Source organism: Arthrobacter sp. 10N43, from assembly GCF_056394525.1.
Map to the genome: position 1 here is coordinate 356,881 of NZ_JBFTIA010000002.1, position 23,334 is coordinate 380,214.

24 protein-coding genes are annotated in these 23,334 nt (G+C 66.7%); 12 read left to right on the forward strand and 12 right to left on the reverse strand.

Annotated features, from left to right (window positions below; translation table 11 throughout):
* Nucleotides 1-2 precede the first annotated feature (2 nt).
* On the reverse strand, nt 3-536 hold the full coding sequence (locus AC1DDO_RS04240; protein WP_476971485.1) for an N-acetyltransferase family protein: 534 nt from the start codon (nt 534-536) through the stop codon (nt 3-5).
* A 23-nt stretch (nt 537-559) separates the two neighbouring features.
* Entirely contained in the window at nt 560-820 is a 261-nt protein-coding gene (locus AC1DDO_RS04245; protein WP_476869755.1) for a hypothetical protein, read from the reverse strand.
* Between the two features lie 154 nt (nt 821-974).
* Here AC1DDO_RS04245 and AC1DDO_RS04250 point away from each other — a divergent pair, with 154 nt between their 5' ends.
* The 3 genes from AC1DDO_RS04250 (at nt 975) to AC1DDO_RS04260 (ending at nt 2,208) form a co-directional block, all read left to right on the forward strand.
* Complete coding sequence (locus tag AC1DDO_RS04250) at nt 975-1,151, forward strand: hypothetical protein (RefSeq protein WP_476971486.1); 177 nt, start codon at nt 975-977, stop codon at nt 1,149-1,151.
* A 48-nt stretch (nt 1,152-1,199) separates the two neighbouring features.
* A complete protein-coding gene (locus tag AC1DDO_RS04255) occupies nt 1,200-1,370 on the forward strand; it encodes a hypothetical protein (protein WP_476869756.1) in 171 nt (56 codons plus the stop codon).
* A gap of 130 nt (nt 1,371-1,500) precedes the next feature.
* Nucleotides 1,501-2,208 (forward strand): hypothetical protein, encoded by a 708-nt coding sequence (locus AC1DDO_RS04260; protein ID WP_476869757.1) that lies wholly within the window; start codon nt 1,501-1,503, stop codon nt 2,206-2,208.
* A gap of 30 nt (nt 2,209-2,238) precedes the next feature.
* Here AC1DDO_RS04260 and AC1DDO_RS04265 read toward each other — a convergent pair whose 3' ends face one another.
* From AC1DDO_RS04265 to AC1DDO_RS04275, 3 genes are all read right to left on the reverse strand, one after another.
* Nucleotides 2,239-3,153 carry a helix-turn-helix transcriptional regulator gene (locus tag AC1DDO_RS04265; RefSeq protein WP_476971487.1) on the reverse strand — a complete coding sequence of 305 codons (915 nt, stop codon included), beginning with the start codon at nt 3,151-3,153 and terminating at the stop codon, nt 2,239-2,241.
* 105 nt (nt 3,154-3,258) lie between these two features.
* Entirely contained in the window at nt 3,259-4,584 is a 1,326-nt protein-coding gene (locus AC1DDO_RS04270) for a carboxylesterase family protein (RefSeq protein WP_476869759.1), read from the reverse strand.
* 6 nt (nt 4,585-4,590) lie between these two features.
* A complete protein-coding gene (locus tag AC1DDO_RS04275) occupies nt 4,591-5,298 on the reverse strand; it encodes a FadR/GntR family transcriptional regulator (RefSeq protein WP_476869760.1) in 708 nt (235 codons plus the stop codon).
* A 145-nt stretch (nt 5,299-5,443) separates the two neighbouring features.
* On the opposite strand from AC1DDO_RS04275, the gene AC1DDO_RS04280 reads away from it, so the two are divergent.
* On the forward strand, nt 5,444-6,697 hold the full coding sequence (locus AC1DDO_RS04280; protein WP_476869761.1) for a CaiB/BaiF CoA transferase family protein: 1,254 nt from the start codon (nt 5,444-5,446) through the stop codon (nt 6,695-6,697).
* Nucleotides 6,691-8,271, forward strand: coding sequence for a carboxyl transferase domain-containing protein (locus AC1DDO_RS04285; protein ID WP_476869762.1), 1,581 nt, complete (start codon nt 6,691-6,693; stop codon nt 8,269-8,271). The genes AC1DDO_RS04280 and AC1DDO_RS04285 overlap by 7 nt, the downstream gene beginning before the upstream one ends.
* Nucleotides 8,272-8,311: 40 nt before the next feature.
* Here the strand turns inward: AC1DDO_RS04285 and AC1DDO_RS04290 are convergent, their stop codons facing one another.
* A complete protein-coding gene (locus AC1DDO_RS04290) occupies nt 8,312-9,748 on the reverse strand; it encodes an MFS transporter (protein WP_476869763.1) in 1,437 nt (478 codons plus the stop codon).
* 163 nt (nt 9,749-9,911) lie between these two features.
* On the reverse strand, nt 9,912-10,658 hold the full coding sequence (locus AC1DDO_RS04295; protein ID WP_476869764.1) for a lipoate--protein ligase family protein: 747 nt from the start codon (nt 10,656-10,658) through the stop codon (nt 9,912-9,914).
* A gap of 16 nt (nt 10,659-10,674) precedes the next feature.
* Here AC1DDO_RS04295 and AC1DDO_RS04300 point away from each other — a divergent pair, with 16 nt between their 5' ends.
* A complete protein-coding gene (locus AC1DDO_RS04300) occupies nt 10,675-11,064 on the forward strand; it encodes a DUF2177 family protein (RefSeq protein WP_476869765.1) in 390 nt (129 codons plus the stop codon).
* 83 nt (nt 11,065-11,147) lie between these two features.
* Here AC1DDO_RS04300 and AC1DDO_RS04305 read toward each other — a convergent pair whose 3' ends face one another.
* Entirely contained in the window at nt 11,148-11,951 is an 804-nt protein-coding gene (locus tag AC1DDO_RS04305) for a thioesterase family protein (RefSeq protein WP_476869766.1), read from the reverse strand.
* Nucleotides 11,952-12,161: 210 nt separating this feature from the next.
* Between AC1DDO_RS04305 and AC1DDO_RS04310 the strand changes: the two genes are divergently transcribed.
* The 3 genes from AC1DDO_RS04310 (at nt 12,162) to AC1DDO_RS04320 (ending at nt 15,439) form a co-directional block, all read left to right on the forward strand.
* Nucleotides 12,162-12,869 (forward strand): endonuclease/exonuclease/phosphatase family protein, encoded by a 708-nt coding sequence (locus tag AC1DDO_RS04310; protein ID WP_441408885.1) that lies wholly within the window; start codon nt 12,162-12,164, stop codon nt 12,867-12,869.
* Nucleotides 12,870-12,971: 102 nt separating this feature from the next.
* Nucleotides 12,972-14,231 carry an alkaline phosphatase family protein gene (locus AC1DDO_RS04315; protein ID WP_476971488.1) on the forward strand — a complete coding sequence of 420 codons (1,260 nt, stop codon included), beginning with the start codon at nt 12,972-12,974 and terminating at the stop codon, nt 14,229-14,231.
* A complete protein-coding gene (locus AC1DDO_RS04320) occupies nt 14,228-15,439 on the forward strand; it encodes an alkaline phosphatase family protein (RefSeq protein WP_476971489.1) in 1,212 nt (403 codons plus the stop codon). The genes AC1DDO_RS04315 and AC1DDO_RS04320 overlap by 4 nt, the downstream gene beginning before the upstream one ends.
* Nucleotides 15,440-15,477: 38 nt before the next feature.
* On the opposite strand, the gene AC1DDO_RS04325 is transcribed toward AC1DDO_RS04320, so the two are convergent.
* From AC1DDO_RS04325 to AC1DDO_RS04335, 3 genes are all read right to left on the reverse strand, one after another.
* Nucleotides 15,478-16,419 carry an alkaline phosphatase family protein gene (locus AC1DDO_RS04325; RefSeq protein ID WP_476869661.1) on the reverse strand — a complete coding sequence of 314 codons (942 nt, stop codon included), beginning with the start codon at nt 16,417-16,419 and terminating at the stop codon, nt 15,478-15,480.
* Nucleotides 16,420-16,800: 381 nt separating this feature from the next.
* Nucleotides 16,801-17,268, reverse strand: a complete 468-nt coding sequence (locus AC1DDO_RS04330) for an SRPBCC family protein (RefSeq protein WP_476971490.1) — start codon at nt 17,266-17,268, stop codon at nt 16,801-16,803.
* Nucleotides 17,269-17,318: 50 nt separating this feature from the next.
* Nucleotides 17,319-17,516 (reverse strand): YegP family protein, encoded by a 198-nt coding sequence (locus AC1DDO_RS04335; RefSeq protein WP_441408846.1) that lies wholly within the window; start codon nt 17,514-17,516, stop codon nt 17,319-17,321.
* Nucleotides 17,517-17,714: 198 nt separating this feature from the next.
* Here AC1DDO_RS04335 and AC1DDO_RS04340 point away from each other — a divergent pair, with 198 nt between their 5' ends.
* Entirely contained in the window at nt 17,715-19,169 is a 1,455-nt protein-coding gene (locus AC1DDO_RS04340) for a DUF5129 domain-containing protein (protein WP_476869663.1), read from the forward strand.
* Here AC1DDO_RS04340 and AC1DDO_RS04345 read toward each other — a convergent pair.
* On the reverse strand, nt 19,166-19,360 hold the full coding sequence (locus tag AC1DDO_RS04345; protein ID WP_441408844.1) for a DUF1918 domain-containing protein: 195 nt from the start codon (nt 19,358-19,360) through the stop codon (nt 19,166-19,168). The two genes, AC1DDO_RS04340 and AC1DDO_RS04345, sit on opposite strands and share 4 nt — an antisense overlap.
* 296 nt (nt 19,361-19,656) lie before the next feature.
* On the opposite strand from AC1DDO_RS04345, the gene AC1DDO_RS04350 reads away from it, so the two are divergent.
* Both AC1DDO_RS04350 and AC1DDO_RS04355 read left to right on the forward strand, forming a co-directional pair.
* Nucleotides 19,657-22,869, forward strand: a complete 3,213-nt coding sequence (locus AC1DDO_RS04350) for an efflux RND transporter permease subunit (protein ID WP_476869664.1) — start codon at nt 19,657-19,659, stop codon at nt 22,867-22,869.
* Entirely contained in the window at nt 22,866-23,333 is a 468-nt protein-coding gene (locus tag AC1DDO_RS04355) for a hypothetical protein (RefSeq protein WP_476869665.1), read from the forward strand. The genes AC1DDO_RS04350 and AC1DDO_RS04355 overlap by 4 nt, the downstream gene beginning before the upstream one ends.
* Nucleotide 23,334: the final 1 nt, after the last annotated feature.

Consider the following 23,334-nt stretch of genomic DNA (forward strand, 5'->3'; position numbering starts at 1 on the left):
GGCTACCGCGAGTGAGGGAAGATCCGGCTGTGGCGGTTCTCGGACACGGGCGGATCGAATCTGGGGTCTTCCAGGGTCGCTCCGTCGTCGTGCCAGCCGCGCTTGCTGTAGAAGCTGATGGCTCGATTGTTGCCAGCCGCCACCCAGAGACAGGCACGGTCGTAGCCGAGGTCGATGAACTTCTGCTCGGCAGCCGCAAACAGGACGGAGCCTGCGCCCCGTGCCCACCAGTCCGGATGCACATTGATCGCGTGGAGCTGGCCGGTTCCGGCGTCCGCGTCGCCCGTGGCGGGACCGAGGATGGCGAAGCCCGCAACCACGTGGCCGGTTTGGACGACGAGGTGGATAGTCCCGCCCCGGGGCTCCAGGATGTTTCGGCGCCACGCCTTCGCTGCCCGCCCGACGTCGAGCCCGTCAAGGTATTCATCGGTCATCACGCCACGGTAGGTAGCCCGCCATGCTGCGATGTGAATCTCGGCCAGCCGCGCGGCGTCGAGATCGGTCGCGGCCCTGACGCTGAAATCCGGAGGGGTCATGTGCCCGAACCTATCAACCAGGGTCACGGCCGCCGCGCGGCGCGCCAGAAGCGGCGCGCAAGGTAAGCGATGAGAAGGACACTGACCGCGGCCAGGAGCCATGTGCCTTCCAGCCCGAGGAGCGGGCCGGTGGAACAGGCGCTGACTGCACCAGATTCCGGCGCATAGTCGATGCACTCGCCTGTCCGAAAGCCGATTAGCAAGGCGTCGACGGCAACCACCAGCAGAATGGCCCCCGCCCAGGGCCATCCCGGACGCCGGCGCAGCTGAGGCGATTCCTCCACGACACCCCCTCCGCCGCTGCAGGGCCCGGCTGGCCGCTACAACACTTGGCCCTCACACTACGGCCGGATCCTCCAGCGCGGTAGGCACGCAGCCCTGCCCGTCCCGGACGAGTAAATCGCTAAACAGCCCCATTATGACAAAGAATCCACACCCGTGACGGATCTGGTTAAATTCGCTTTCTCTGGTTACTCTCAGGCCATGGGGTCAATTAATCAATCGAAGTTACTGATTGTTGGGCCACGAAGCGAGCACATCGGCGAAGTCATGACCCCTGCGGGCGCAAGCGGCAACCGTCTCAAGGATTTACATGACTCCGTCAATGTTCGCTGAAGCCTCTATGCTTCGCAGAGTCGCGAACGTGGCATTGACATTGGGGGTTTGAAATTGGATATTGGCCTGCTCGCTGCAATTCTTTATTGGGCTTTTCCCGCCGCAGTGATATTTGTTCTGGCACGTACGGTGTTCCGGCTGAACACATTTCTGAAGTTGCGGATCGCGCAACTTCGAGCGGAGGCCGCGGCCCTTGAAGCGGCAGACCTGCGGCGATAGTTCCAGTTCGCCCGCATGTTCGACTGGTCCCGGGCCCGGCCACAGCCGGCGGCTTTGACCGCCGGGTCGAACAGCGCATGCGGTAGATTGCACTGATCCCGACGACGACGCGGGCAATGGAGGGGGACCATTGAAAGCAACACAGGAGAAGCAGCATCAGCCGCGGTCGGGCCGCTCAGTGTCCGTGCGGCGTTCGGCGCGGCAGGTCAAAACGTACCGCTCGCCGTCGGGCCGCCCTGTCGCCGCAACCGCATGGGCCGCAGCGGCCGGCACCCTGTGCTGGCTGGCGGGCAGCGGAGAACCCGGGGCGGCCCTGGAGGCAGCCCCGTGGCTGGTTCTGGGGTCCTGGTTCGTCTACGCAGCCCAGTGGCGGCCGTGCCTCCGCGCGGACAGCGACGGGTTCGAACTGATCAACGGACTCCGCGACCACCAGATACCCTTCAATGCCGTCATGGACATCGAGATCGGCTACGCGGTCGTGGTCAGGGCCGCGGGCAGAAAGTACGTGAGCTGGGGCGCCCCTACTCCGCCGGGCTCGTTCGAGTCGGGTTTTGGGCATGTCAGCGACCTGAAGAGCCGGCCCTTCAGCATCCTCCCGAGCAATGAACGCATAAGCCAGCCTGTGCCGCCCAGCGGCCGGGACGAGATCGCGCAGGCGTGGCAAGATGCCCGCGCGGCCAGTTTACCCTCCTCCGGAGGCACCGTGGCAGCCGGCAGCACCGTGACATCCGACAGCACACTGGCATCCGGCAGCACAGTCACATCCACATGCAACCGCCCGCTGATCGCACTCGGGGTCATCGCAATCCTCTGGGTGATCGCTGCCGTCGTGTTCTAGGCGGCCGAGATACCAAGCGCGGTCGATGGCTCAGCGGGAATTGTCCCCTTGCGGGGCCGGTGCCGGGGCCTGTGCTGCTACGGCGGAAACCGGTATATCGGCACTGTTGGTGGCTGTCCGGCTCTCGAGCATTTTCAGTGCATCCGCCGAGGCCGAACCCGGCTCGGCACTGTAGACAATGAGGGAGAGCCCGATATCGGCCGGCAGGTCCATCGCCTCAAACGCCAGATGAAGGTCTCCCACCACGGGATGGTGGATGTCCTTGAGCCCGGTCTGGTGAAAGCGCACGTTGTGCGAGGCCCACAGGGCGCGGAACTCCCCGCTGTGCACCGAGAGCTCTCCCACCAGGTCCGTCAGGGCGCGGTCATAAGGGTTCCGGCCCGCTTCGGTGCGCAGATTGGCCACGAGATCGCCGGCGGCACGCTCCCAGTCGAGGAAGAAGCTACGGGCACGCGGATTCAGGAACACGAACCTGGCCACGTTCACGGGCCGGACCGGGTCGGCATAGAGCTCGGAATACAGTGCATAGCCCAGCCGGTTGGCGCCAAGTATGTCCCGGCGACCGTTGCGCACATAGGCCGGCGCATCGCTCATGGAGTCGAGGATCCTCTGCACGGTCGGCCGGACCTGTTGCTGCATGGGTCGCCGGGGCCGCGGCGCGGGCACGGCGGCCCTGGCAAGGTCGAACAAGTGCGCGCGCTCCGGTTCATCCAACTGCAGCGCACGGGCGACGGCGTCGAGCACGCTGTCGGAGACTCCCCCCAGGTTTCCACGCTCGAGCCGGATGTAGTAATCGATGCTGACTCCGGCGAGGAGGGCAACTTCTTCCCTGCGAAGACCGGGAACGCGCCGGTTTCCGCCGTAGGCAGGCAGGCCCGCATGCTCCGGGCTGATCCGCGCACGGCGCGAGGCCAGGAACTCGCTGACTTCTTTCCGATTGTCCATACAGCAACCCTATGAGGCGCCGTCCCCTTGTGGGAGGCCCTGCCGGTACCTGCCCCAACAATGGTTCCCGCAGCCGCGCACCACGCCGAGGACCCCCCGGCGGGTTCAGACCGAGTGGTACCGCAGTGAGCCGGGAATCTCGCCTCGGGTCCCCAGGCTTTCCCCGCGCGCGAACTGCGCCCAGAGTGCACGCATCGCCCGGCCGTCGGCATGGATGTCGTCCCAGGTGGCGCCATCAAGAAGCCCGGCGCCCCGCCAGGTGCCCTGATCGCCGAACAGCAGGGGCAGGTCAACGGTGTGCGCTGCGCCGTAGAGGTTTCCCGGTGCGCGCCAGGACAGCACGTAGCGGTGGGCCCGTCCTCCCGCGCGCACATGCCGTTTGGAAAACTGCCTTGTTGCTTTGCCGTACACCAGTTCCGTGACCACCCACGTCACCGCTTTGAGCACTGCGCTGCCGACGACGGGAATCCTCGCCACGCGGCTCAGCTGCGGGCTTCGGGGCAGGAACAGCCGGGCCTCCTCCGCCGTATGGCCGATCAGGATGTCGATCCCGGGGGCAGTGGCATTCCAGGCACCGTCCAGGTCGGATTCCTTGGGCAGCGGTGAATGCCCATACTGGATCCCGAACGGCATGGCAGCCATCAGCCCGAACTTCCGGGCCGCCCGCGCGACGTCCTCCTCGAGGGCAACGACGTCCATCGCCGGGGTGGCCTCGGTGACCACCTCCGCAGCGGCACCCATGGCGGCGTTCATCTTTTCCCTCCCCCGGGTAATGCCAAGCGGGGCACTTTGAATGATGGCCCTCTGGAAGAGCGACGCCGCATCCGGCGTTGCCATGAGGTGCGCCACGGCGTCGCCCCCGGCGGATTGCCCGAACGCGGTGACCCTGCCCGGGTCTCCGCCAAACGATCCGATGTTGCGCTGCACCCAGCGGAACGCCTCGAGCTGGTCCAGCAGGCCCAGGTTGGCGGGCCTGCCGCTGCTGGTGGACAGGTAACCGAACAGGCCCAGCCGGTAGGTCACCGAGACAACAATGACGCGGGTCTCGGCAACCAGCGCCGCCGGGTCGAAAATCGCCAGATCCCCGGAACCTGAGGTGTAGGACCCGCCGTGCAGCCACACCATCACCGGGAGCCGCTCGCCGTCGTCGAGGTCGGCGGGCAGGGTGATCGAGAGGCGCTGGCAGTGCTCGTCGCCGGGGAGTTCTCCGTAGCGGGTGCCGAGCACGTCGTCCAGGAAGGGCACCGGGGCCTGCGGGCACGCCGGGGACAGGGAGGTCGCCGCGAGCACCTCGGACCAGTCGGGTGCCGGCGCAGGCGGCTCAAACCGTTCCGCGGTGGCATACGGAATGCCGGTGGCACGCACGACGGCGCCGTCGCGCCACCCGGTGACAGGGCCACACGGCGGTTCGAAGGAAAGGTCCACGTTCATGCCCGTTCAGCTGTTTTTCAGCAGGGCAACATCGGAGACAAGGTCAAGGTGTTCCAGCATCGCCGCCGCGGCGGCCGCCGAATCCTGGGCCCGGATCGCCTCGGCAATTTTGCGGTGGGAGGCCAGCGATTGCTCCGGACGGCCCGGTTGCCCGAGGGATTCGAGCCGCGTTTCCAGGACCATGCCGGCAATGAATGTCATCAGCTGCGCCAGGACTGCCGAGTGCGCCGCGGCCGTGACAGCCTGGTGGAACAGCTCGTCGCCGCGCGCACCCCGCTCACCGGAGGCAACCTCGGCCGCCATCTCGTCGAGCGCGCGATCGATGGCGTTCATGTCCTGCCCGGTGCGCCGGGCCGCGGCCAGCTCGGCGAGCTTGACCTCAAGCGTGCTCCGCGCTTCAACGATCTCCGGCAAACGGCTGCGGTGCTCGCGGAGTCCCTTGATCACTGACGGAACGTTGGGCCGGTAGACCAGCACCGCTCCGGTGCCGTGCTGGACGTCGATCACGCCGAGCACTTCGAGGGCCACCAAAGCTTGAGCCAGGGTTGCCCGCGAAACCCCCAGCCGCTCGGCAAGTTCCCGTTCAGCCGGCAGCGTGTCGCCGGGACCCAGCTCGGCGGACTCGATGAAGTCCATGATCTGCTCCACCAGCTGTTCATAGAGCCGGGGCCGCGAAACGCGGGAAATCTGATGCGTTGCCGCCTGCTTTGCCATGCGCGTCCTTCCAGCCTGTCCTGACCCCTAAGACTACCGGAGAACTATTGACAAAGACACCTAGTGTCTAGGAGGCTAGGCCACTAATCCAGCTAGCCAAGCCATACACGCTCCCGCAAAGACCCGCCAGAGAAGGATCAGCCCCATGAGCACAGAACCCACGCCCGACGTCGAAGGCCCCCTGACCGGCTACCTCGTGGTGGACCTGAGCCGTGCCCTCGCCGGCCCGCATGCCGGGATGATGCTGGCCGACCTCGGCGCCCGGGTGATCAAGGTGGAGAACCCCGGCACCGGCGACGACACCCGCGGCTGGGGCCCGCCGTTCGTGGGCCCCGAGGACGATCCCCAGGCCACGTACTTCCTGTCCTGCAACCGCAACAAGGAATCCATTGCGCTGGACTTGAAGAGCGACGACGGGCGAAACGTTCTGCGGGAACTGCTGGAACGCGCCGATGTGCTCATCGAGAACTTCCGTCCCGGAGTCCTGGACCGGCTCGGCTTCTCCGCAGCGCGCATGCATGAACTGAATCCGGCGCTGGTGGTCCTGTCCATCACCGGGTTCGGGCACGATGGACCCGAGTCCCGGCGCAGCGGCTACGACCAGATCCTGCAGGGCGAGGCCGGCCTGATGTCGCTGACCGGGTCCGGGCCGGATGATCCGCAGCGTGTCGGGGTCCCCATCGCCGACCTCCTCTCCGGCATGTACGGGGCGTTCGGCACCCTGGCGGCTCTGCTGCAGCGTGAGCGCACAGGGCAGGGCCAGATTGTCCGCACCTCACTGCTTGCGGCGCTTATCGGGGTCCACGCGTTCCAGGGCACCCGGGCCACTGTTGCCGGGGAGGTTCCGCGCGCCCAGGGCAACCACCACCCGTCCATCGCCCCCTACGGACTGTTCCACTGCCGGCAGGGCCGGGTCCAGATCAGCGTGGGCAGCGAGAAACTCTGGCGCACGTTCGCCGCCACGTTCGGGATCGACGCCGAGCGGCCGGAGTTCGCCACCAATGCGGACCGGGTGCGGAACCGCGAGAAAGTCATCGAAGAAGTGGAGCGGGTGTTCTCCGACTTCGAGGCTGCGCCGCTCCTCGCCAAACTCAACGACGCCGGCATCCCGGCCGGGAAGGTCAGGACCCTGGACGAGGTCTACGCCTGGGACCAGGTCCATTCACAGGGCCTGCTGATCGACGTCGAGCACAAGATTCTCGGCAAGGTGAGCCTGCCCGGTCCCCCGCTGCGGTTCTTCGGCCCCGCCGGGACCGCCGAGACGACCCTGACCTCGCACACCGCCCCGCCGCTGCTGGACCAGCACGGCGAGCAGATCCGGTCGTGGCTTGGCCTGGCGACGGCCAACGGCGCCGGCGCGGAAGCCGGCCGGTACCACGAAGGCCGCCCGGCGTGCTGACCGAGCAGAAGGTCCGGCACCTGGATGCCACCGAACTCATCACCGCGGTCCTGGACCCCGGGTCCTACCGGAGCTGGGATGCCCCTGTCACGGACCCCGGCCCGGACCCGGAGTACCGGCGGGAGCTGGCCGCAGCCCGGGCCAAGACCGGCGTGGACGAATCCGTCCTCACCGGCGAAGGCCTCATCCGGGGACGCCGAGTGGCCGTCATCATCAGCGAATTCCGGTTCCTCGCCGGCTCCATCGGCCAGGCCGCGGCCGAACGCATCGTGAACGCCGTCGAACGGGCCACCCGCGAGGGCCTGCCCCTGCTCGCCGGACCCGCCTCGGGCGGGACCCGAATGCAGGAAGGAACCATCGCGTTTCTCTCCATGGTCAAAATCAGCGCCGCGGTCCGGACCCACCGGAAGACCGGGCTGCCGTACCTGGTCTACCTGCGGCATCCCACCACGGGAGGCGTCATGGCCTCATGGGGGTCCCTCGGCCACATCACAGCCGCCGAGCCCGGAGCCCTGCTTGGTTTCCTCGGCCCCCGGGTCTACGAGGCCCTCCACGGAACCCCGTTTCCGGAAAACGTCCAGACGGCCGAGAACCTCTTCGACAAAGGGCTGGTCGACGCGGTGGTCCCGCCCTCGCAACTGTCCGACGTCGTCGACCGCGCCTTGAGCATCCTGGTCGCCCGGCCCCACGCGCCGATCGCCGCTCCGGCGACGCTGTCCGTGAAGCCGTCCGGCGCCACCGCCTGGGAATCGATCGGCATCTCCCGCAATCCGCGCCGGCCGGATGTGCGGCAGCTGCTGGCGCACGGCGCCCGGGACGTGCTGCCGCTCAACGGCACCGGCCAGGGCGAAAAGGACCCCGGCCTGCATCTGGCCCTGGCCCGATTCGGCCAGGAATCCTGCGTGGTGATCGGCCACACCCGGCCCCGGCCGACGTGGCCGACGGGCAGAGAACAGACAGACATGGGACAGACGGGCAGAGGACACACTGTAGTGGGGCAGACGGCGATGGGGCCGGCATCCCTCCGCGAGGCCCGGCGCGGGATGCGCCTCGCCGGGGAACTCGGGCTGCCGCTCGTCACGATTATCGACACCGCCGGCGCCGCCCTGTCCCAGGAGGCCGAGGAAGGAGGCCTGGCCGGCGAGATCGCCCGCTCCCTGCACGACCTCATTGGCCTCAACGCACCGACCGTGTCCGTGCTGCTCGGACAGGGCGCCGGCGGCGGTGCACTGGCCCTGCTGCCCGCGGATCGCACCATCGCCGCCCAGCACGCCTGGCTCTCGCCGCTGCCGCCCGAGGGCGCCAGCGCAATCGTCCACCGGAACACGGACTTCGCCCCGGCCATGTCCGAGGCCCAGGGCGTCAACGTCGCAGCCCTGCACGCCAACGGACTCGTGGAGCACATCGTGGACGAACGCCCCGATGCCGCGCACGAGGCACAAGCCTTCTGCCGGCGCCTCAGCCGGGCCATCGAATACGAACTCGCCACCCTCTCCGGCGTCGAAGTCAACGAGCTGCTCCCCCCGCGGCTCGAAAAATACCGCAACCTGGGCAGCCTCTCCCGGCGGCGGTGACGGGCCGGAGACTGCCCGACCCCTCAGCAGGACTTTCGGATTACTTTCGCGCGCCGGCGTAGGCCTGTTTGACCGGCTTGGTAGCGGGCATCGCGACGACGGCGAGGACCGTGAGTACGGCGCAGATCATGACGGCCAGGAACACGGCGGACGAGGCCGCCACGATGGTATGCGGATCCGTCTCGCCGTGCGGGGAGCTGGCGTAGACCGCGTTCGCAATCGCCCCGAAAACGGCGACGCCGATGGAACTGCCAATCGACCGGGCGAAAAGGTTGGTCCCGGTGACCACGCCGCGCTCGTTCCATTCGACGCTCGACTGGGCGGCGATGAGAGTCGGGGTCGCAACGAGCCCGAGTCCAAGCCCGATAATGAAGCAACTGCCCGCAACCAGCGCAACGTTCGGCGCGGAGGCGGTGAGGGCAAGGACGGCTGTGCCGATGACGGTGATCGTGACGCCGATCAAGGCAGTGTTCCGGAACCCGATCCGAAGATACAGGCGGCCCGATTGGGACGCGCTGATCGGCCAGCCGATGGTCAGCGCCGCCAGGGCGAGCCCGGCCAGGATCGGAGAGGTCGAGAGGGCTCCTACCAGGAAGGTGGGAACGTAGGAGGTCAGACCAAGCAAGACCGCTCCCACGCCGAAGGCGATCATCGCCGTCGTCGCCAGCAGCCGCCGGGACACAACCCAGGGCGGCAGGACCGGCTCCGCCGCCCTTCGCTCGACGAGGATAAACGCGGCGAACAAGACGGCGCCGCCGGCGAACACTGCGGTGCTGATCGCGGAGTTCCAGGCCCAGGCCTGGCCGCCTTCGAGGGCCCCAAGGATGAGCAGGGTCAGTGAGGTGGTGAGCAGCCCCGCCCCCAGATAGTCCACCTGGTGCTTCACGGGCTCGATATCCTCGTGGAACGACCGGACCAGCATCCACCCTGCCACCAGGCACAGCGGAATGTTCACGAGGAAAATGCCGCGCCAGATGCCGAGTGAGGCAAACACTCCCCCGAGCGTCGGGCCAACCACAGAGGAGACCGCCCACACACTGGCCAGGTAGCCCTGAACTTTTGCCCGCTCCGCCAGCGTGTAGATGTCGCCGGCGATCGTGATGGCCATCGGCTGGACCGCACCCGCCCCCAGGCCCTGCACCACGCGGAACGCGATGAGCGCCGGCATGCTCCACGCGACTCCGCAGAGGACCGAGCCGAGCAGGAACAGCCCGATGCCGAGGAGCATGATCGGCTTGCGGCCGATGGTGTCGGAGAGCTTCGCGTAGACGGGAACCGAGACGGCCTGGGCCAGCAGGTAGGCCGAGAAAAGCCACGGGAAAGACGTGAACCCGCCGATGTCATGCACAATCGAAGGCACGGCCGTCGCCACAATCGTCGCGTCGATCGCCACCAGACCGGTCGAAAGCATCAGGGCGATGAGGACGGGTCCGCGTTTGGAGCGGAAGCCGACTCCCTCGGCAGGCGTTGTCGTCACGTGGTCTCGTTCCCGTCGGCGCCCAAACAGCGCGTTCCGTGCAGAACCGGTTCCGGGTCCCAACTGCATAACTGCACCATTTGCCGAATTAGTCCCGGATGCCGGTATTTATCCGGCGGTGGACCATTTATCCGGCGGTGGACCGGGGAAGCTGCGGACCTTCCTAGAGCAGGCTCGGGAACTCCGCGTAGCTGAGCGGGGCGTAGCGTCCGTACGCGGCGATCACCGCGGCCTCAACGGCGTCGACGTCGAGGCCCGGCACGAGGTCATCGGCCGCGCCGGCCGTCGCCGGATCCCATTCCAGGCCAAGGGCGGCGTAACTGGCCTCCAGGACAGCGCGGATCGGAGCTGAGTCCGCCACCACGATCACGGAGCTGAAAAGCCAGCCGCCGGCAACCACCCGCTGGGCAGTGCCGACGAGTTTGATCCGCCGCTCCGGGATCAGCGGGTCGCTGCCGTGCACGCTGAACTCACCGGGGCAGTATTCCCCCGGGATCTCACCGACGCCGGCCTCCACGCCGGCGTCGCGCAGTGCCCCGGCGAGCAGTTCGCCAAAGCGCGAAAACCGTCCCTTGGCCCCAGCGATGGCGTCCGCTTCGGGTTCCAGGTGATCGATGACGAGCGTTCGCTCGTGGTAGGCCGCGGCGCGGCCGCCGGCCTTGCGGACCAGCGGCTCGAAGCCCAGTTCCCGGCAGGCGGCGGCAGCGGCCTCAAAGCCGGGCAGGTGGGTGTCTCGCTGTCCGAAGGCGACGGTCGGAACCGGCCGGTAGAGCCTGAGCATGGGCCCCAGCGAACCCGTCTTGACCTTCTGGAGGAGCTCGAGCGCGAGGCCGAGGTCGGCCGCGGCGCCCAGGGATTCCTCCTGCCGCACCACCGTCAGTGTCCGGGGTCCGGCTGGCGCCTGCGGCATGTTGTTATGCTCCCTTATGGTCATTCTGCAATTCCTCGTCGTAGCCGCCGCATTCGCCGTCATCGACGCCATCTGGCTCAAGACGATGAACCCGTTCTACCGCCGCCAGATCGGTGATCTCCTGGCCGACAAGCCCAATCTAGGGTACGCGGTGGTGTTCTACGTGATCTACATTGCCGGGATCGTGTTCTTCGCGCTGACGCCGGCGCTCGACGGCGGCAGCTGGCTAAGCGCCGTCGGCTATGGTGCCGCCCTCGGCACGTTTGCCTACGCCACCTACGATCTGACCAACGCGGCCACGCTCAAGACCTGGCCGTGGCAACTGATTGTTGTCGACATCCTCTGGGGTGCCGCGCTGACGGCGCTGGCCACCCTGGCCGGCTGGCTCGTCTTCCATACAAGCTAGGGCCCGCCACACGAACCCGGACTTGCACGGCCTTAGGATCTGCGCAGTGTCAGGATTTACGCAGTGTCAGGATTTACGCAGTGTCAGGATTTACGCAGTGTCAGGATCTGTTCCGCGCGGCCAAACGGGCCGGTGAGGTCATGGAGCACCGTGGACGTCAGCCCGATCCCGTCGGTGCCGAAGGACACTTCATTGTCCAGCCCCAGCCATTCACCCTCAGGCTGGCGGTACATGTGGATCTGCAGGTCCAGGTTGGGGAAGGCGTAGCTGCCCTTGCCCGGCGGGACGCGGGCCGCAATCCCGTTGGCCGTGTCCACCAGGCCGACCAGCCGGGCGAGGTCGCCGCTGTCCGCCTGGTCTGTCAGCGGGTGGTCGGTGTGGAGCCAGACCGTTCCCGAGCCCGCCCGGTGGCCCTCAGCCATCCGCATCTGCAGCGAGGCAATATAGCCGCCGGGCCAGACACTGGCGGCGTCGTACGGTTCGCAGTCCGCCGGCGCCGGGATCCGGGGATCCTCAAAGGCCGCGATGGCTGAGGTGTCCGAGGTAATCATCCGCCACGCCGTGGCGCGGATGGCCGTGCGGCCGGCCGCGACGAGCTCGGCCTGGACCAGCTCGATGGTCCGGCCCGGGCGGAGCGTGGTGGTGAAGACCTCGAACTCGCCGCCGGGGATCAGCCCGAGGATTTCGTAGCTGAGCCGCGCCATGCGCATGTCTTCGCGGGGTTCATGCCTGGCCAGGCAATCGGCCATGAGGCCGGACGCGGGGGCCATGTGCTGCTCGTGTTCGTTCCAGGCACCCTGGGCGTGCACGGTGGAGCGGAACCGTCCGCCGCCTAGCACTTCATAGTAGAAATCGCCCTCGGCAAGTTCCGGTAGTACAGCAGTCAACGCCCCGCCCTTTCGCAGCTTCCATCGGAGAATTCCACCACCCTATCGCCTCGAGCATCCGCCACCGCCCGCTCCAGCAGCGGGCCCCGACCGGGCGGCAGAACCCGACCGCGGCGGCAGACGCCGGCTCAATAGTCCATGATCGGACAGCCGGACTGGGTAGACTCGGTCAGAGCTTACGCAACTATCATCCGAAGAGGTGCTCCCCTGATTCGAGTCATCAGCTACAACCTCCGCAAGCACGCGGCCAGCGGTGAACTGGTCGATTTGGCCGGCGATTTCGAGCTTGACGCTTTGTGCCTCCAGGAGTGCGATACCGAGGACCTGCCGGACACCATCGGCGACCTGCACCTGGCCGACGCCACCCGGGGGAACCGTCTTGGCCTGGCCATCTACTACCGCAAGGACCGCTTCACGGCCTACGACACCCAGACGTTCGCCCTGAAGAAGTCCCTCCACGACCGTGTCCTGGCCCCCGCGCACGAGCGGCTCATCGGCACGCGTGTGACCGACAACGAGACCGACCACGAACTCGTTATCGCCTCCTTCCATGCGGCACCGCTGACGGCGTCGAATTCGCTGCGGCGCAACCAGATCCACGCCGCGCACGCCGAGCTGCTCAGCATGGGCGGCGGCCTGATGTCGCTGATGGTGGGCGACTTCAACTACCCGTTCTTCACCAAGTCCCTGACCGCGCAGATGAAGGACGCCGGCTACGACCTCACCATGAGTGACCGCCGGACCTACACCCGGTACAAGGTGTTCAAGGGCCATTTCGATTTCGCCACCTCCCAGGGGCTGGAGATTGAAAGCGTCGAGACTCTCCCCCGCGGCGCCTCGGACCACCTTCCCATCCTGATCACGGCCGAATACGGCCAGGAGGCATCCGGAAACGGTTCGGCACCAGCGGCTGGCTAGCGGCAGCGGCAGTTTTGGCGCCCAAGAACACCCGGTGAACAAACAGTGAACCCGGGATCGAAAGCAGGCTTACCTTAACCTTGCTGTGATCTACTGCTGGGCGTGAACTTCTCCAGACGCACGTTCCTGACCGCCGCCGGAGCGGCCACAGCCACCGCCGGGATCAGCCTGCGGTCCGCCGCGGCCGCGGTGCCCGCCCTGCCCCCGGCTGCCGCATCCGGCATCGACCACATCATCGTGCTCATGATGGAAAACCGCTCCTTCGACCACTTCATGGGCTGGCTGCCCGGCGCCGACGGCCAACAAGCCGGCCTGAGCTACACGGACCGGTACGGGATCCCGCACACCACGCACCACCTCACGGACTACCAGGGCTGCGGCCACCCGGACCCGGACCATTCCTATGAAGGCGGCCGGATCCAGTACAACAACGGCAAGAACGACGGCTGGCTCCGCGCCGGCGAAAACGACGAATTCGCCGTCGGATACTACGAGGCAGCAGACCTCGATTTCTGGCGGCAGGCCGCTCCGGACTGGACCGTCTGCGACCGCTACTTTGCCGCCACCATGGCCGAGACGTACCCGAACCGGTTCTACCAGCACTCGGCCGCCACGGACCGGACCCATAATTCCACCGTTACCAGCACCCTGCCCACCATCTGGGACCGGCTGGCCGAGGCCGGTGTGGAGGGCAAGTACTACTACGGCGACATCCCCTTCACCGCCCTCTGGGGATCCAAGTACGTGGGCATCTCCCACCACTATTCGCAGTTCCTCGCCGACGCGGGCTCCGGGAACCTCCCCGCCGTGTCTTTCGTCGATCCCCGCTTCACGGACGAGGGTTCGGGAACCTCTGGTGATGACCACCCCCACGCGGACATCCGGTCCGGCGAGCTCTTCCTGGCCGAGGTCTATGACGCCGTCACCACAAGCCCGGCGTGGGCGAACACCATGCTGGTCATCAACTATGACGAGTGGGGCGGCTTCTACGACCACGTCCCGCCGGCAACTGCTCCGGACACCAGCCCGGAGACCGCTTTGCGCGGCTTCCGGGTGCCGTCCGTGGTCATTTCCCCACGCGCCCGACGCCGGTATGTCGCCCACGATGTCTACGACCACACGTCCGTCTTGAAAGCCATCGAATGGCGGTGGAACCTGCCACCGCTGACGCCCAGGGACCAGGCGGCACGCAACATCGCCGAGGTCCTCGACTTCGCGGCCCCGCCCAACGTCAGTGCGCCCAAGTACTTGGTTCCGCCCTTCGCAGCCGGGCCCGCCTGCACGCCCGCCGGGCCGCCGCCCGCCGAGGAATGGTCCGGACTGAAAGAAAAAGCCCTCGCCGACGGATGGAAACTGCCTTGATCCCTAACTCCCACACGAAGCCCGTTTTCCCGCCGGCAGGCCCGCGCCGGCCAGCGAGGTCCCGTACCCTGCGGCGGCTCGCCTCGGCCACCCTCGTGTTGCTGGCAGCCGCGACCCTGGGCTCCGGCCCGGTGGCCGCAACGGCCGGCACGGCCGCCGGCGCGGCGGCTGCGGCACCGGCCGCGGCCGCCGCCGGCCAGGGATTTCTCCCGGGCGCCCAGCACGTCTTTGTGATCAATCTCGAAAACAAGGGCTACGACTCGACCTGGGGCCCTGGTTCTCCGGCGCCGTATCTGTCCACAACATTGCGGTCCCAGGGAGTGCTGCTGAACCAGTATTACGGCACGGCGCACAATTCCCAGCCGAACTACGTCGCCCAGATTTCCGGGCAGGGTCCCAACCCGCAAATGCAGGCCGACTGCCAGACCTACTCGCCGTTCGCCGGAACCGGGACGGCCAGCCAGGGCCAAGCCATCGGTGACGGCTGTGTCTTCCCGGCCAGCGTGCCCACGGTCGCCGGGCAGCTGACCGGAGCCGGCAAGACGTGGAAAGGCTATATGGAAGACATGGGAACTCCATGCCGCCACCCGGCCCTCGGCGCTGTGGACGATACCCAGAAGGCCAAGCCGGGTGACCAATACGCCTCACGCCACAACCCGTTCGTCTATTTTGCCGGGATCACCGGCTCGCCGGACTGCGCCAAAAACGTCCTCGACCTCGCTGCGCTGAAGACCGACCTCGCCTCGGCGGCCACCACCCCCAACCTGTCCATGATCACCCCGAACCTCTGCCACGACGGCCACGACGCCCCGTGCGTGGACGGGCAGCCGGGCGGCCTGGCGAGCGCGGACGAGTGGCTCAAACAATGGGTTCCGGCCATCACCTCGTCCCCGGCGTTCAAGCAGGACGGCGTCCTGGTGATCACGTTCGACGAATCCGACGGGCCGCAGTCCGACGCGAGCGCCTGCTGCGGCGAAACCGCCGGGCCCAACTCCCCCGCGCCGGGCATCACCGGCCCCGGCGGAGGCCGCGTCGGCGCATTGGTGATCTCGCCCTTCACCAGGGGCGGCACCTGGTCCACCACTCCCTACAACCACTACAGCCTGTTGGGCAGCATCGAAGAGACCTTTGGACTGCCGTACTTGGGCTTCGCGGGGGCGCCCGGCCTCAACCGCTTCGGACTCGACGTCTACAACGCAGGCGCCTAGGGGTGATCGACGGCGAGTCAAGGCAGGCGGCGCTCCGGCTACGACTTCGCGTTGAAGACATCCGCGCCGAAGCTGTTCAGGCCCGGCGCCCCCGCGTAGCCCAGGCGCGGCAGGGAGAACGCGTCTTCGATGCTGGCGAGGAGGCTGAAATGGTTGTACGCACGGTCCGACGTCGTACCGCCGTGGGTGAACGGCGAGAGCACCAGCGCACCAATCTTGCCGCCGGCCGTTCCGCCGGGCAGCAGTCCCGACGGCCCCACCGTCTTGCCTTCGGATTCATCGAAGGTGATGACCAGCATCCCGTCCTTCTGGAAGGCCGGGGAATTCAGGATTGCCGGGACCTGCTGGCTCAACCAGCTGTCGGAGGCGGCCAGTCCGCCTTCGCTGCCATCGACGCAGGGGTTGTCGTGGCCGTCGTTGCAAAGATTGGGCGAAATGTAGGACAGGTTCGGCGTGGTGTCCACGGACTGGAGGTCGGTCTGCAGTTCACCAAAGTCCACCACATTGCTCTGGCAATCCGGTGACGAGGTGATGGCCTCGAAGTATACGAACGGATTGTGCCGTGTGGCGTATTGATCGCCCACCTTGGCGCCCTGGCTGGAGTCCTTGCCGCCAAGTTTGGGATGGCGGCAAGGCGTCCCCATGTCTTCCATGTAGCCCTTCCAGGTCTTTCCGGCGGCGCTCAGCTGCCCGGCCACCGTGGGGACCGACGCCGGATAGACACAGCCGGTCCCTTCCGCCTGGCCCAGCGCGGCCGTCCCGGTCATTTGGAACGCCGCATATGTTGGGCAGTCCTCACGGGTCATGGGGTTTGAGGCCTGCCCGGAAATCTGGGCAAGGTAGTTCGGGTTCGAGTTGTGGGCGATCCCGTAGTAATCGGACAGCAGGACGCCCTGGCTTCGAAGAGTCTCCGACAGGTAAGGGGCCTTGGAGCCGGCGCCCCACACTTCGTTGTAGCCCTTGTTTTCCAGATTAATCACGAACACGTGCCCTGGCTTCGACCTGGTCCCCGCCGTGGCCGTGCCTCCGGCGGTGGGAGTCGGACCGCCCGCGGTCGGAGTCGAACCCCCGCCGGCGGTCGGAGCCGTGCCCCCGCCTGTCGGAGTCGGACCACCGCCTGGCGGAGTCGGCTGGCAGGCCGCAGCCGACACCACCAGGAGGGCTGCTACCAGCAGCCGTGCAGCGATTCGAGGGCGGGATATCGTGACATTCCGGCTCATGGATTCCGGCTTTCTGATTGACCGATCAGCGTGGCATTTGCGGTTCAGTGGTTGAACTCTTTCACGCGGCGATCAAGAAAACCCGGAAGGTCCCTCCACAGTCGCTGGGAATGAGCCGCCGGAAAACATTGCCCGGCGGTCTCAGGCCTTTCGCTGGGCGACGGCGCCGGCGAGCGAGGCCAGGCCCTTTTCGAAGTCGGAGCCGACCATCTTGTCCATGTTCATGAACAGGGCGAAGACCTTGCCGATGCCCTTATTTTCCCCGGTCATGGTCCAGGTAACCTCGGTGCCGTTGGCTGAAGGCGCGAACGTGAACGAGGTGGGATTGACTGCCTTGAAAGGCTTGCTGAATTCCAGGCGGATCTTGATGGTGCGGGGCTCGGCGGAATCGACGATTTCCATCGTGCCCGCGCCGGCCTTGCGGTTCCCGCTCCAGGCGTACTTGGCCCCTACTCCGGAATCGCTGCCGGAGTAGCTCCGTTCCATGGCAGGATCCACGGCCTCCCAGGGGGACCATTTGGTCCATTCGTGGAAGCTGTTGACCAGCGGAAAGATGTCCTGGGCCGGGGCGGCAATGACTGTGCTGCGGGTGACTTCATAGGTAGACATGCCGTAATCCTAGGCGGTTACCGGCCAAATTAGACACCTGACCTGCGGATTTATGCCGTCTCGGCCGGCGCCTCCGTCAGGTCGACCACTTGCGATGCCGCATTCTTTTTGACTGACTCGACACCGCCCATGGCGCTTGCCTTGGTCTTATAGCTCTGCGACGAGGCGATCACCTCGCCGTTGGCGGCCTTGAGCCGGAACCGGAATCCGCCGGATTTGTCCTTATAGACCTCATATTTGCCAGCCATGGTGCATCCCTGATTTCTCCATGAGTGTGGCCGGCCGGGGAAGCCGGCACGGGAAAGACTATCGCTGCCGGATTCCCCTGACCAGAGTCAATCGGCTCGCGGCTTCTCAGCCCTTCAGGACACCCACCGGCACCCGGAAGTCCCGCGTTCCGCGGCGCCGGCTTCGACTGAACCCGAGCCAGCCACTACGCTCGGAAAATGGGAATCATGCGCAAGGCACTCGCCGCCGTCGTTGTGCTGATGGCCGGCCTTCTCGGCGGAACTTCCGCCGCGCTCGCCGTGACGCCGACCGCCGTCGTGGTTGAAGACCGTGCGGGGGTTTTGGACCAGCGGACGCTGCTGCCGGCAGTACAGTCCACCGACTTTTACGAGCCGACCAAAGTCGCGATCTACACGTACAACGGCACGGCCACAGACAACCTGAACGAGGAAGTGCTGCGTTTCGCCCGCACCGAACACCCCGAATGGATCAGCGCCGACGGGCAGAAGTGGGCGGACGGGCTGTTCATCTTTGCCCTCGATCCGGTGGGCCGGCATGTGGGGACGTACATGGGTGAGGACCGCAAAGTCTCGCCCGAACAGCGCGAGGACATCCAGAATGCCTCCAAGGAGCTGCTCCGCGACGCGCAATGGACCGACGGCACCATTGCCGGGATACGCCGCGGCGCCGAACTGATCAACCAGCCGTGGTATCGCTCCACAGCCTTCCTTGTCACGGCGTGGGCGGCCGTGATTGCCGCAGTCTGCGGTGCCGCAGCGTGGCTGATCGTGCGGTGGCGGACCCGGGTGTCCAGCCGGACGGAACTTGCCCGGGGCGACGCCAGCTACGCCAACGTCAGCATGGACCTGCAGGTCACCGAGCTGAACGCCAGTACCATCCCCGAGTCGTCCCGGTATGGGGGCACGGTCCTGGAGAAACACCGCACGTTCGTGAACCGTTACAACACAACCACCGAACTTTCCAACCACGTGCATGCCTTCAGCAGCCGGGACCTTAGCCGCAGGCAGAACCTCAAACTGGTCCGAAGCTACGCCGACGCCGCGGCCGAACTCGACGCGCTGGACGACGTGATCGCCGATACCAATGCCCTGCTCAACCGTGGCTCATCCTGGCCTGCAGCCTGGGACCGCCAGCTCGCACCTTTCCGCAGGGACCTCGACGGCCTGGAAGAGGTGCTCAGCCAGCGCCGCGCAGAGGGAAGCTCGGCCTCGGCCGCTGCACTGAGGTCCTTCCGCGATGAAAGCCGGCGTGAACTAGAAAGCTGGTCCTCGGAACTGGCGGACGGTTCAATCACACCCGAGACAGCCCTGGACCGGCTGCGTGACGCCCGGACCCACCTGTCGGAGCTCCTGAAGAATCACGCCGACACCCTGATCGGCGCCTTTGCACGCAACGACAAGGAAGCCGGGCTCATGCGCCAGGAAATGGAAAGCGCGCAGGCGGGAAGCAAGGCCAGATACGGCCGCGCGTACGAGCCGAGCATCCTCGGAACGGTATACCCGTCCTACTACTTCTTTTCGGTCCCGAGCTTCAACACCGGCTTCCACACCGGCGTCAGCAGCGTCAGCTCCGCGCGCGGCGGTGCCGCCACCACCGGGTACGGGTCCAGCGGCGGCAGCTTCTCCGGGTCCGGGAGTTCCTCGAGTTTCTAGGGCCCGCTCGCGGCCCGCTCGACGACGAAATCACCACCCGGGAACATGATGGTCTCGTGGCCGTCGTCGAACCTGACGAGGTACGGCGGCGCACCCTCGGACCCCCTCACTTCAAGGATCAGGCCGTGCCGGTCCGTGGACTCGACCGTGGTTCCCCGAATGATGATGCGGTCCCCTGCGACTGCTTTCATGGCGATCACCTGTATCCCTATTGACGCCTGCGTGCCCGAAGATCATTATGACTCTTGACGGCTGGGGGGCGCTATGGCATTGGATTGAGGAGCCGCGCCGTGAATACCAACCGGGCATTTTGCCAAGCAGCAAAAGCGTTAAGCACCCTTTTCACGGAGATCGGTTCCGCGGCCCCATCGCGCCGCCGGCTCCCCTCGTTGACCGGGCCCGTCGGCCCCGGCCACAGGCGACGCCGACGCCCTGATATTCACTCCGCCAGCCCGGGCAGCACTGTGGGACCAGCGGGGTACCGGCCATGATGGCCGCAATCGTCCGCTGGACTCTGCAGTTCCGGCTCCTGGTGCTGGCCGCCGCGGCAGGAATCCTTGCCCTGGGGCTCACCAACCTGCCGAGCATGTCCGTGGACGCCTTCCCGGAATTCGCCCCGCCGCAGGTGGAGATCCAGACTGAAGCCCTGGGACTCTCGGCCGCCGAGGTTGAGCAACTCATCACCTCCCCCATGGAGGCCGACCTGCTGAACGGGGTGGCCTGGGTTGAGGCGATCAGGTCCAAGTCCGTTCCAGGCCTGTCGTCGATCCAGATGGTTTTCAAGCCGGGGACCGATATCTTGCGGGCACGCCAGCTCGTCTCTGAACGGCTGACGCAGGCCCGCGCTCTGCCCAATGTTTCGGCGGCTCCAGTGCTCATGCAGCCGCTGTCCTCGACCAGCCGGGTCATGATGGTCCGGCTGACATCCAAGAACATGTCGGCGATCGACATGTCCGTCCTGGCCCGCTGGACGATGAAACCCGGACTCCTTGCCGTTCCCGGCGTCGCGAACGTGGCGATCTGGGGCCTTCGCGACCAGCAGCTTCAAGTCCTGGTGGATCCGGCGCAGCTCGAGGCCAAGGGCGTCACGCTTGACGAAGTCATCAAGACAACCGGCAACTCCGTCTGGGTTTCGCCATTGAGCTACCTTGAGGCATCGACGCCGGGCACCGGCGGCTTCTTCGAAACAGGCCACCAGCGGATCGGCGTCCAGCACGTCCTGCCAATCACCACGCCGGAGGACCTGGGACAGGTTCCCCTCCAGGGGCCGGCCGGCCATCTCCTGCTTAAGGACGTGGCCACGGTATCCACCGACCACCAACCCCTGATCGGCGACGCGCTGCTCGGCAACGAAGCCGAGCTGCTGCTGGTGATCGAGAAGTTCCCGGAGACCAACACGATGGACGTGACCCGGGGCGTTGACGAGGTCCTCCAGGAGCTCCAGCCCGGCTTGCCCGGAGTCACGGTCGATACCAGCGTCTACCGGCAGGCGTCGTTCATCGACGAAGAGGTCGGGACGCTCGGCGTCGCTGCGCTGATCTCACTGCTGCTGATCGTTGCCATGTTTGGCGCGTTCTTCCGTTCGTGGCGGACGGCGCTGATCAGCCTGATCACGATTCCCGTGTCGCTGACCGCGGCAGCGCTTGTGCTCGATCTGCGCGGCACCGGGATGAACACCATGGTCCTGGCCGGCATGGTGCTGGCCCTGGCCGTCATGGTAGGCGACGTTGCCGAAGACCTGAACGGCATTGCCCGGGCACGCAGTGCCGCCGCCAGGGCATCCGCTGGGGCAGATACCGCATCCGGGGACGGCAGACCCGAGACCGGCCAGGCACCGGCCCAGGACCAGGCCCGCCGCGACTCAGTGATCCCTGGCGCCCTGCGGGCAGCCCGCACGCCAATCCTGTACTCGCTGCTGATCATGGCGCTGGCCGTCGTGCCTGCGTTCTTCATTGCCGGTGAGAACGGCGCCCTGTTCGGACCTTTGGTCCAGAGCTACCTGCTCGCGCTGGTCGTCTCGATGATCGTGGCATTGACGGTCACGGCTGCACTCGCGTTCGTCCTTCCGGTCGGTTCCAAGGCTCCGGAACGCCGTTCCCTGGCGCGGCTGCAAGGCGCGTACGGCCGGGCCGTGACGCGCCTCATGCGAAAGACGCGGTGGGTATTCGCCGCGGCGGCGGTGGTTGCGCTGGCCGGACTGGCCCTAGCACCCCAGCTGGCCGGGACACAGCCCGTGGTGCCGGTGCTGGCTGACAAGACCCTGGTGGTGCACTGGAGCGCCATGGCCGGCACGTCGGACCAGGAAATGAGCCGGATCACCGAGGCCGCAGCCACGGAACTGCGCTCGGTGCAGGGCGTTGCCAACGTCGGAGGACACATCGGGCGTGCGATCACCTCGGACCAGGTCGGTGACGTCAGCTCCGGCGAGCTCTGGGTGACGGTGGCCCCCGACGCGTCCTACGCCGACACGGCCGCCGCCGTCGACCGCGTGATCGCCGGCTATGCCGGCCTGACCAGCAAAGTCTCCACGTACCCGCAGGAACGCATCGACCAGATCCGGGAAGAAGCGGACAGCGGCTTTGCCGTCCGGGTCTTTGGCCTGGACCCGGCGATCCTGCGGCAGAAGGCCGGGGAGGTGAAGCAGATTCTTGAGCACACAGCCGGTGTGGTCAATCCCCACATCGACCTGCCCCCCGAACAGCCGATCGCCGAGGTCAAGGTGGACCTCGCCGCTGCCCAAAAGGCCGGGGTCGTCCCCGGTGATGTACGGCGCGCGGCGGCCGCTTTGCTGCAGGGCATCGAAGTCGGCAACCTCTACGAACAGCAGAAGGTCTTCTCGGTCATCGTCAAGGGCAATGCTGCCACGCACAGCAGCCTGGACAGCGTCCGCAACCTGATCATCGACACCCCCAGCGGCGGGCACGCCCGCCTCGGCGACATCGCGCAAGTGACCATGGTGGGCAACGAGTCCGTGATCCTGCACGATGACACCTCCCGGCGCGTCGATGTGAAGGCCGAGATCCAGGGCCGCCCGCTGGACGACATCCAGAAGGACATCAACACGGCCCTGCAGCAGATGCAGTTCCCGATTTCCTACCACGCGGAGGTCCTCGCCCAGTACGCCCAGCAGCAAAGCAACTACCAGTGGCTATGGCTGCTCGCGGCGGTCGCCGCGGCCGGCATCCTGGTGTTGCTGCAGACGGCGACGGGGAGCTGGCGGCTCGCCGCCCCGCTCTTCCTGGGCCTGATCCTGGCATTGTCCGGTGGCGTGCTGGCCGCCCAGGCCACGGGCGGAATCAACTCCCTTGTGGCCCTGGTCGCCTTCGCCGCGGTGCTGGGAATCGCCGTCCGCGGCGCCCTCCTGCTGACAGGCCAGGTCCGGAGCCTGCGGGCAACGGACGCTTCGGCGCCGTGGCCGGCGCTGGTGGTCCGCGGAACCAAGGAGAGACTGGGACCCGTCCTGATGTCGACCGTGATTACAGCCCTGGCGCTGCTGCCCCTGGTCCTTCTGGGTGGCGTGGTCGGAACTGAAATTATCCTGCCGCTCGCCGTGATCATCTGGGGCGGCCTGCTGACAACAACCTTCTTCACCCTGTTTGTTGTGCCTGCTGTCCTGCTTCGGTTCGAGCCGAAGGAAGCACCCAGCGCGCGGAGCGGCCAGGGCAAAGCTGCACGGACTGAAAGCCAGGATGCGTCATGAACTCCATACCATCGCCGCGGGGCAACAAGGCCGCGGGAGTCATCATTGCAGCGTTCGTGACCGTATTCATGGCATTCGGGGTCGCAGGCTGCGCCCAGGCGCCGGCGGCCGCACCGTCCGAGGGCGAACCGGCGGCGATCGCCGAAGTCCCCGGCACGGACCTTCACCGGCTCACCCTCACCGAGCACGCGATCGAACGGGTCGGGATCGCGACAGCGGTGATTGCCACGGATCCCCAAACCGGAAAGCTCACTGTCCCCTACGGGGCCGTACTCTACGACAGTTCGGGCAAGGCGTGGGTCTATGCCAACCCTGAACCGCGGGTCTATGTCCGCCAATCGATCACGGTCCAGCGCATCAACGGCGACGTCGCCGTCCTGACGGACGGGCCGCCGGCCGGGACCGTAGTGGTCACCACAGGTGCGGAGGAACTTCTCGGCACCGAATTTGATACGGCCGAGTGAC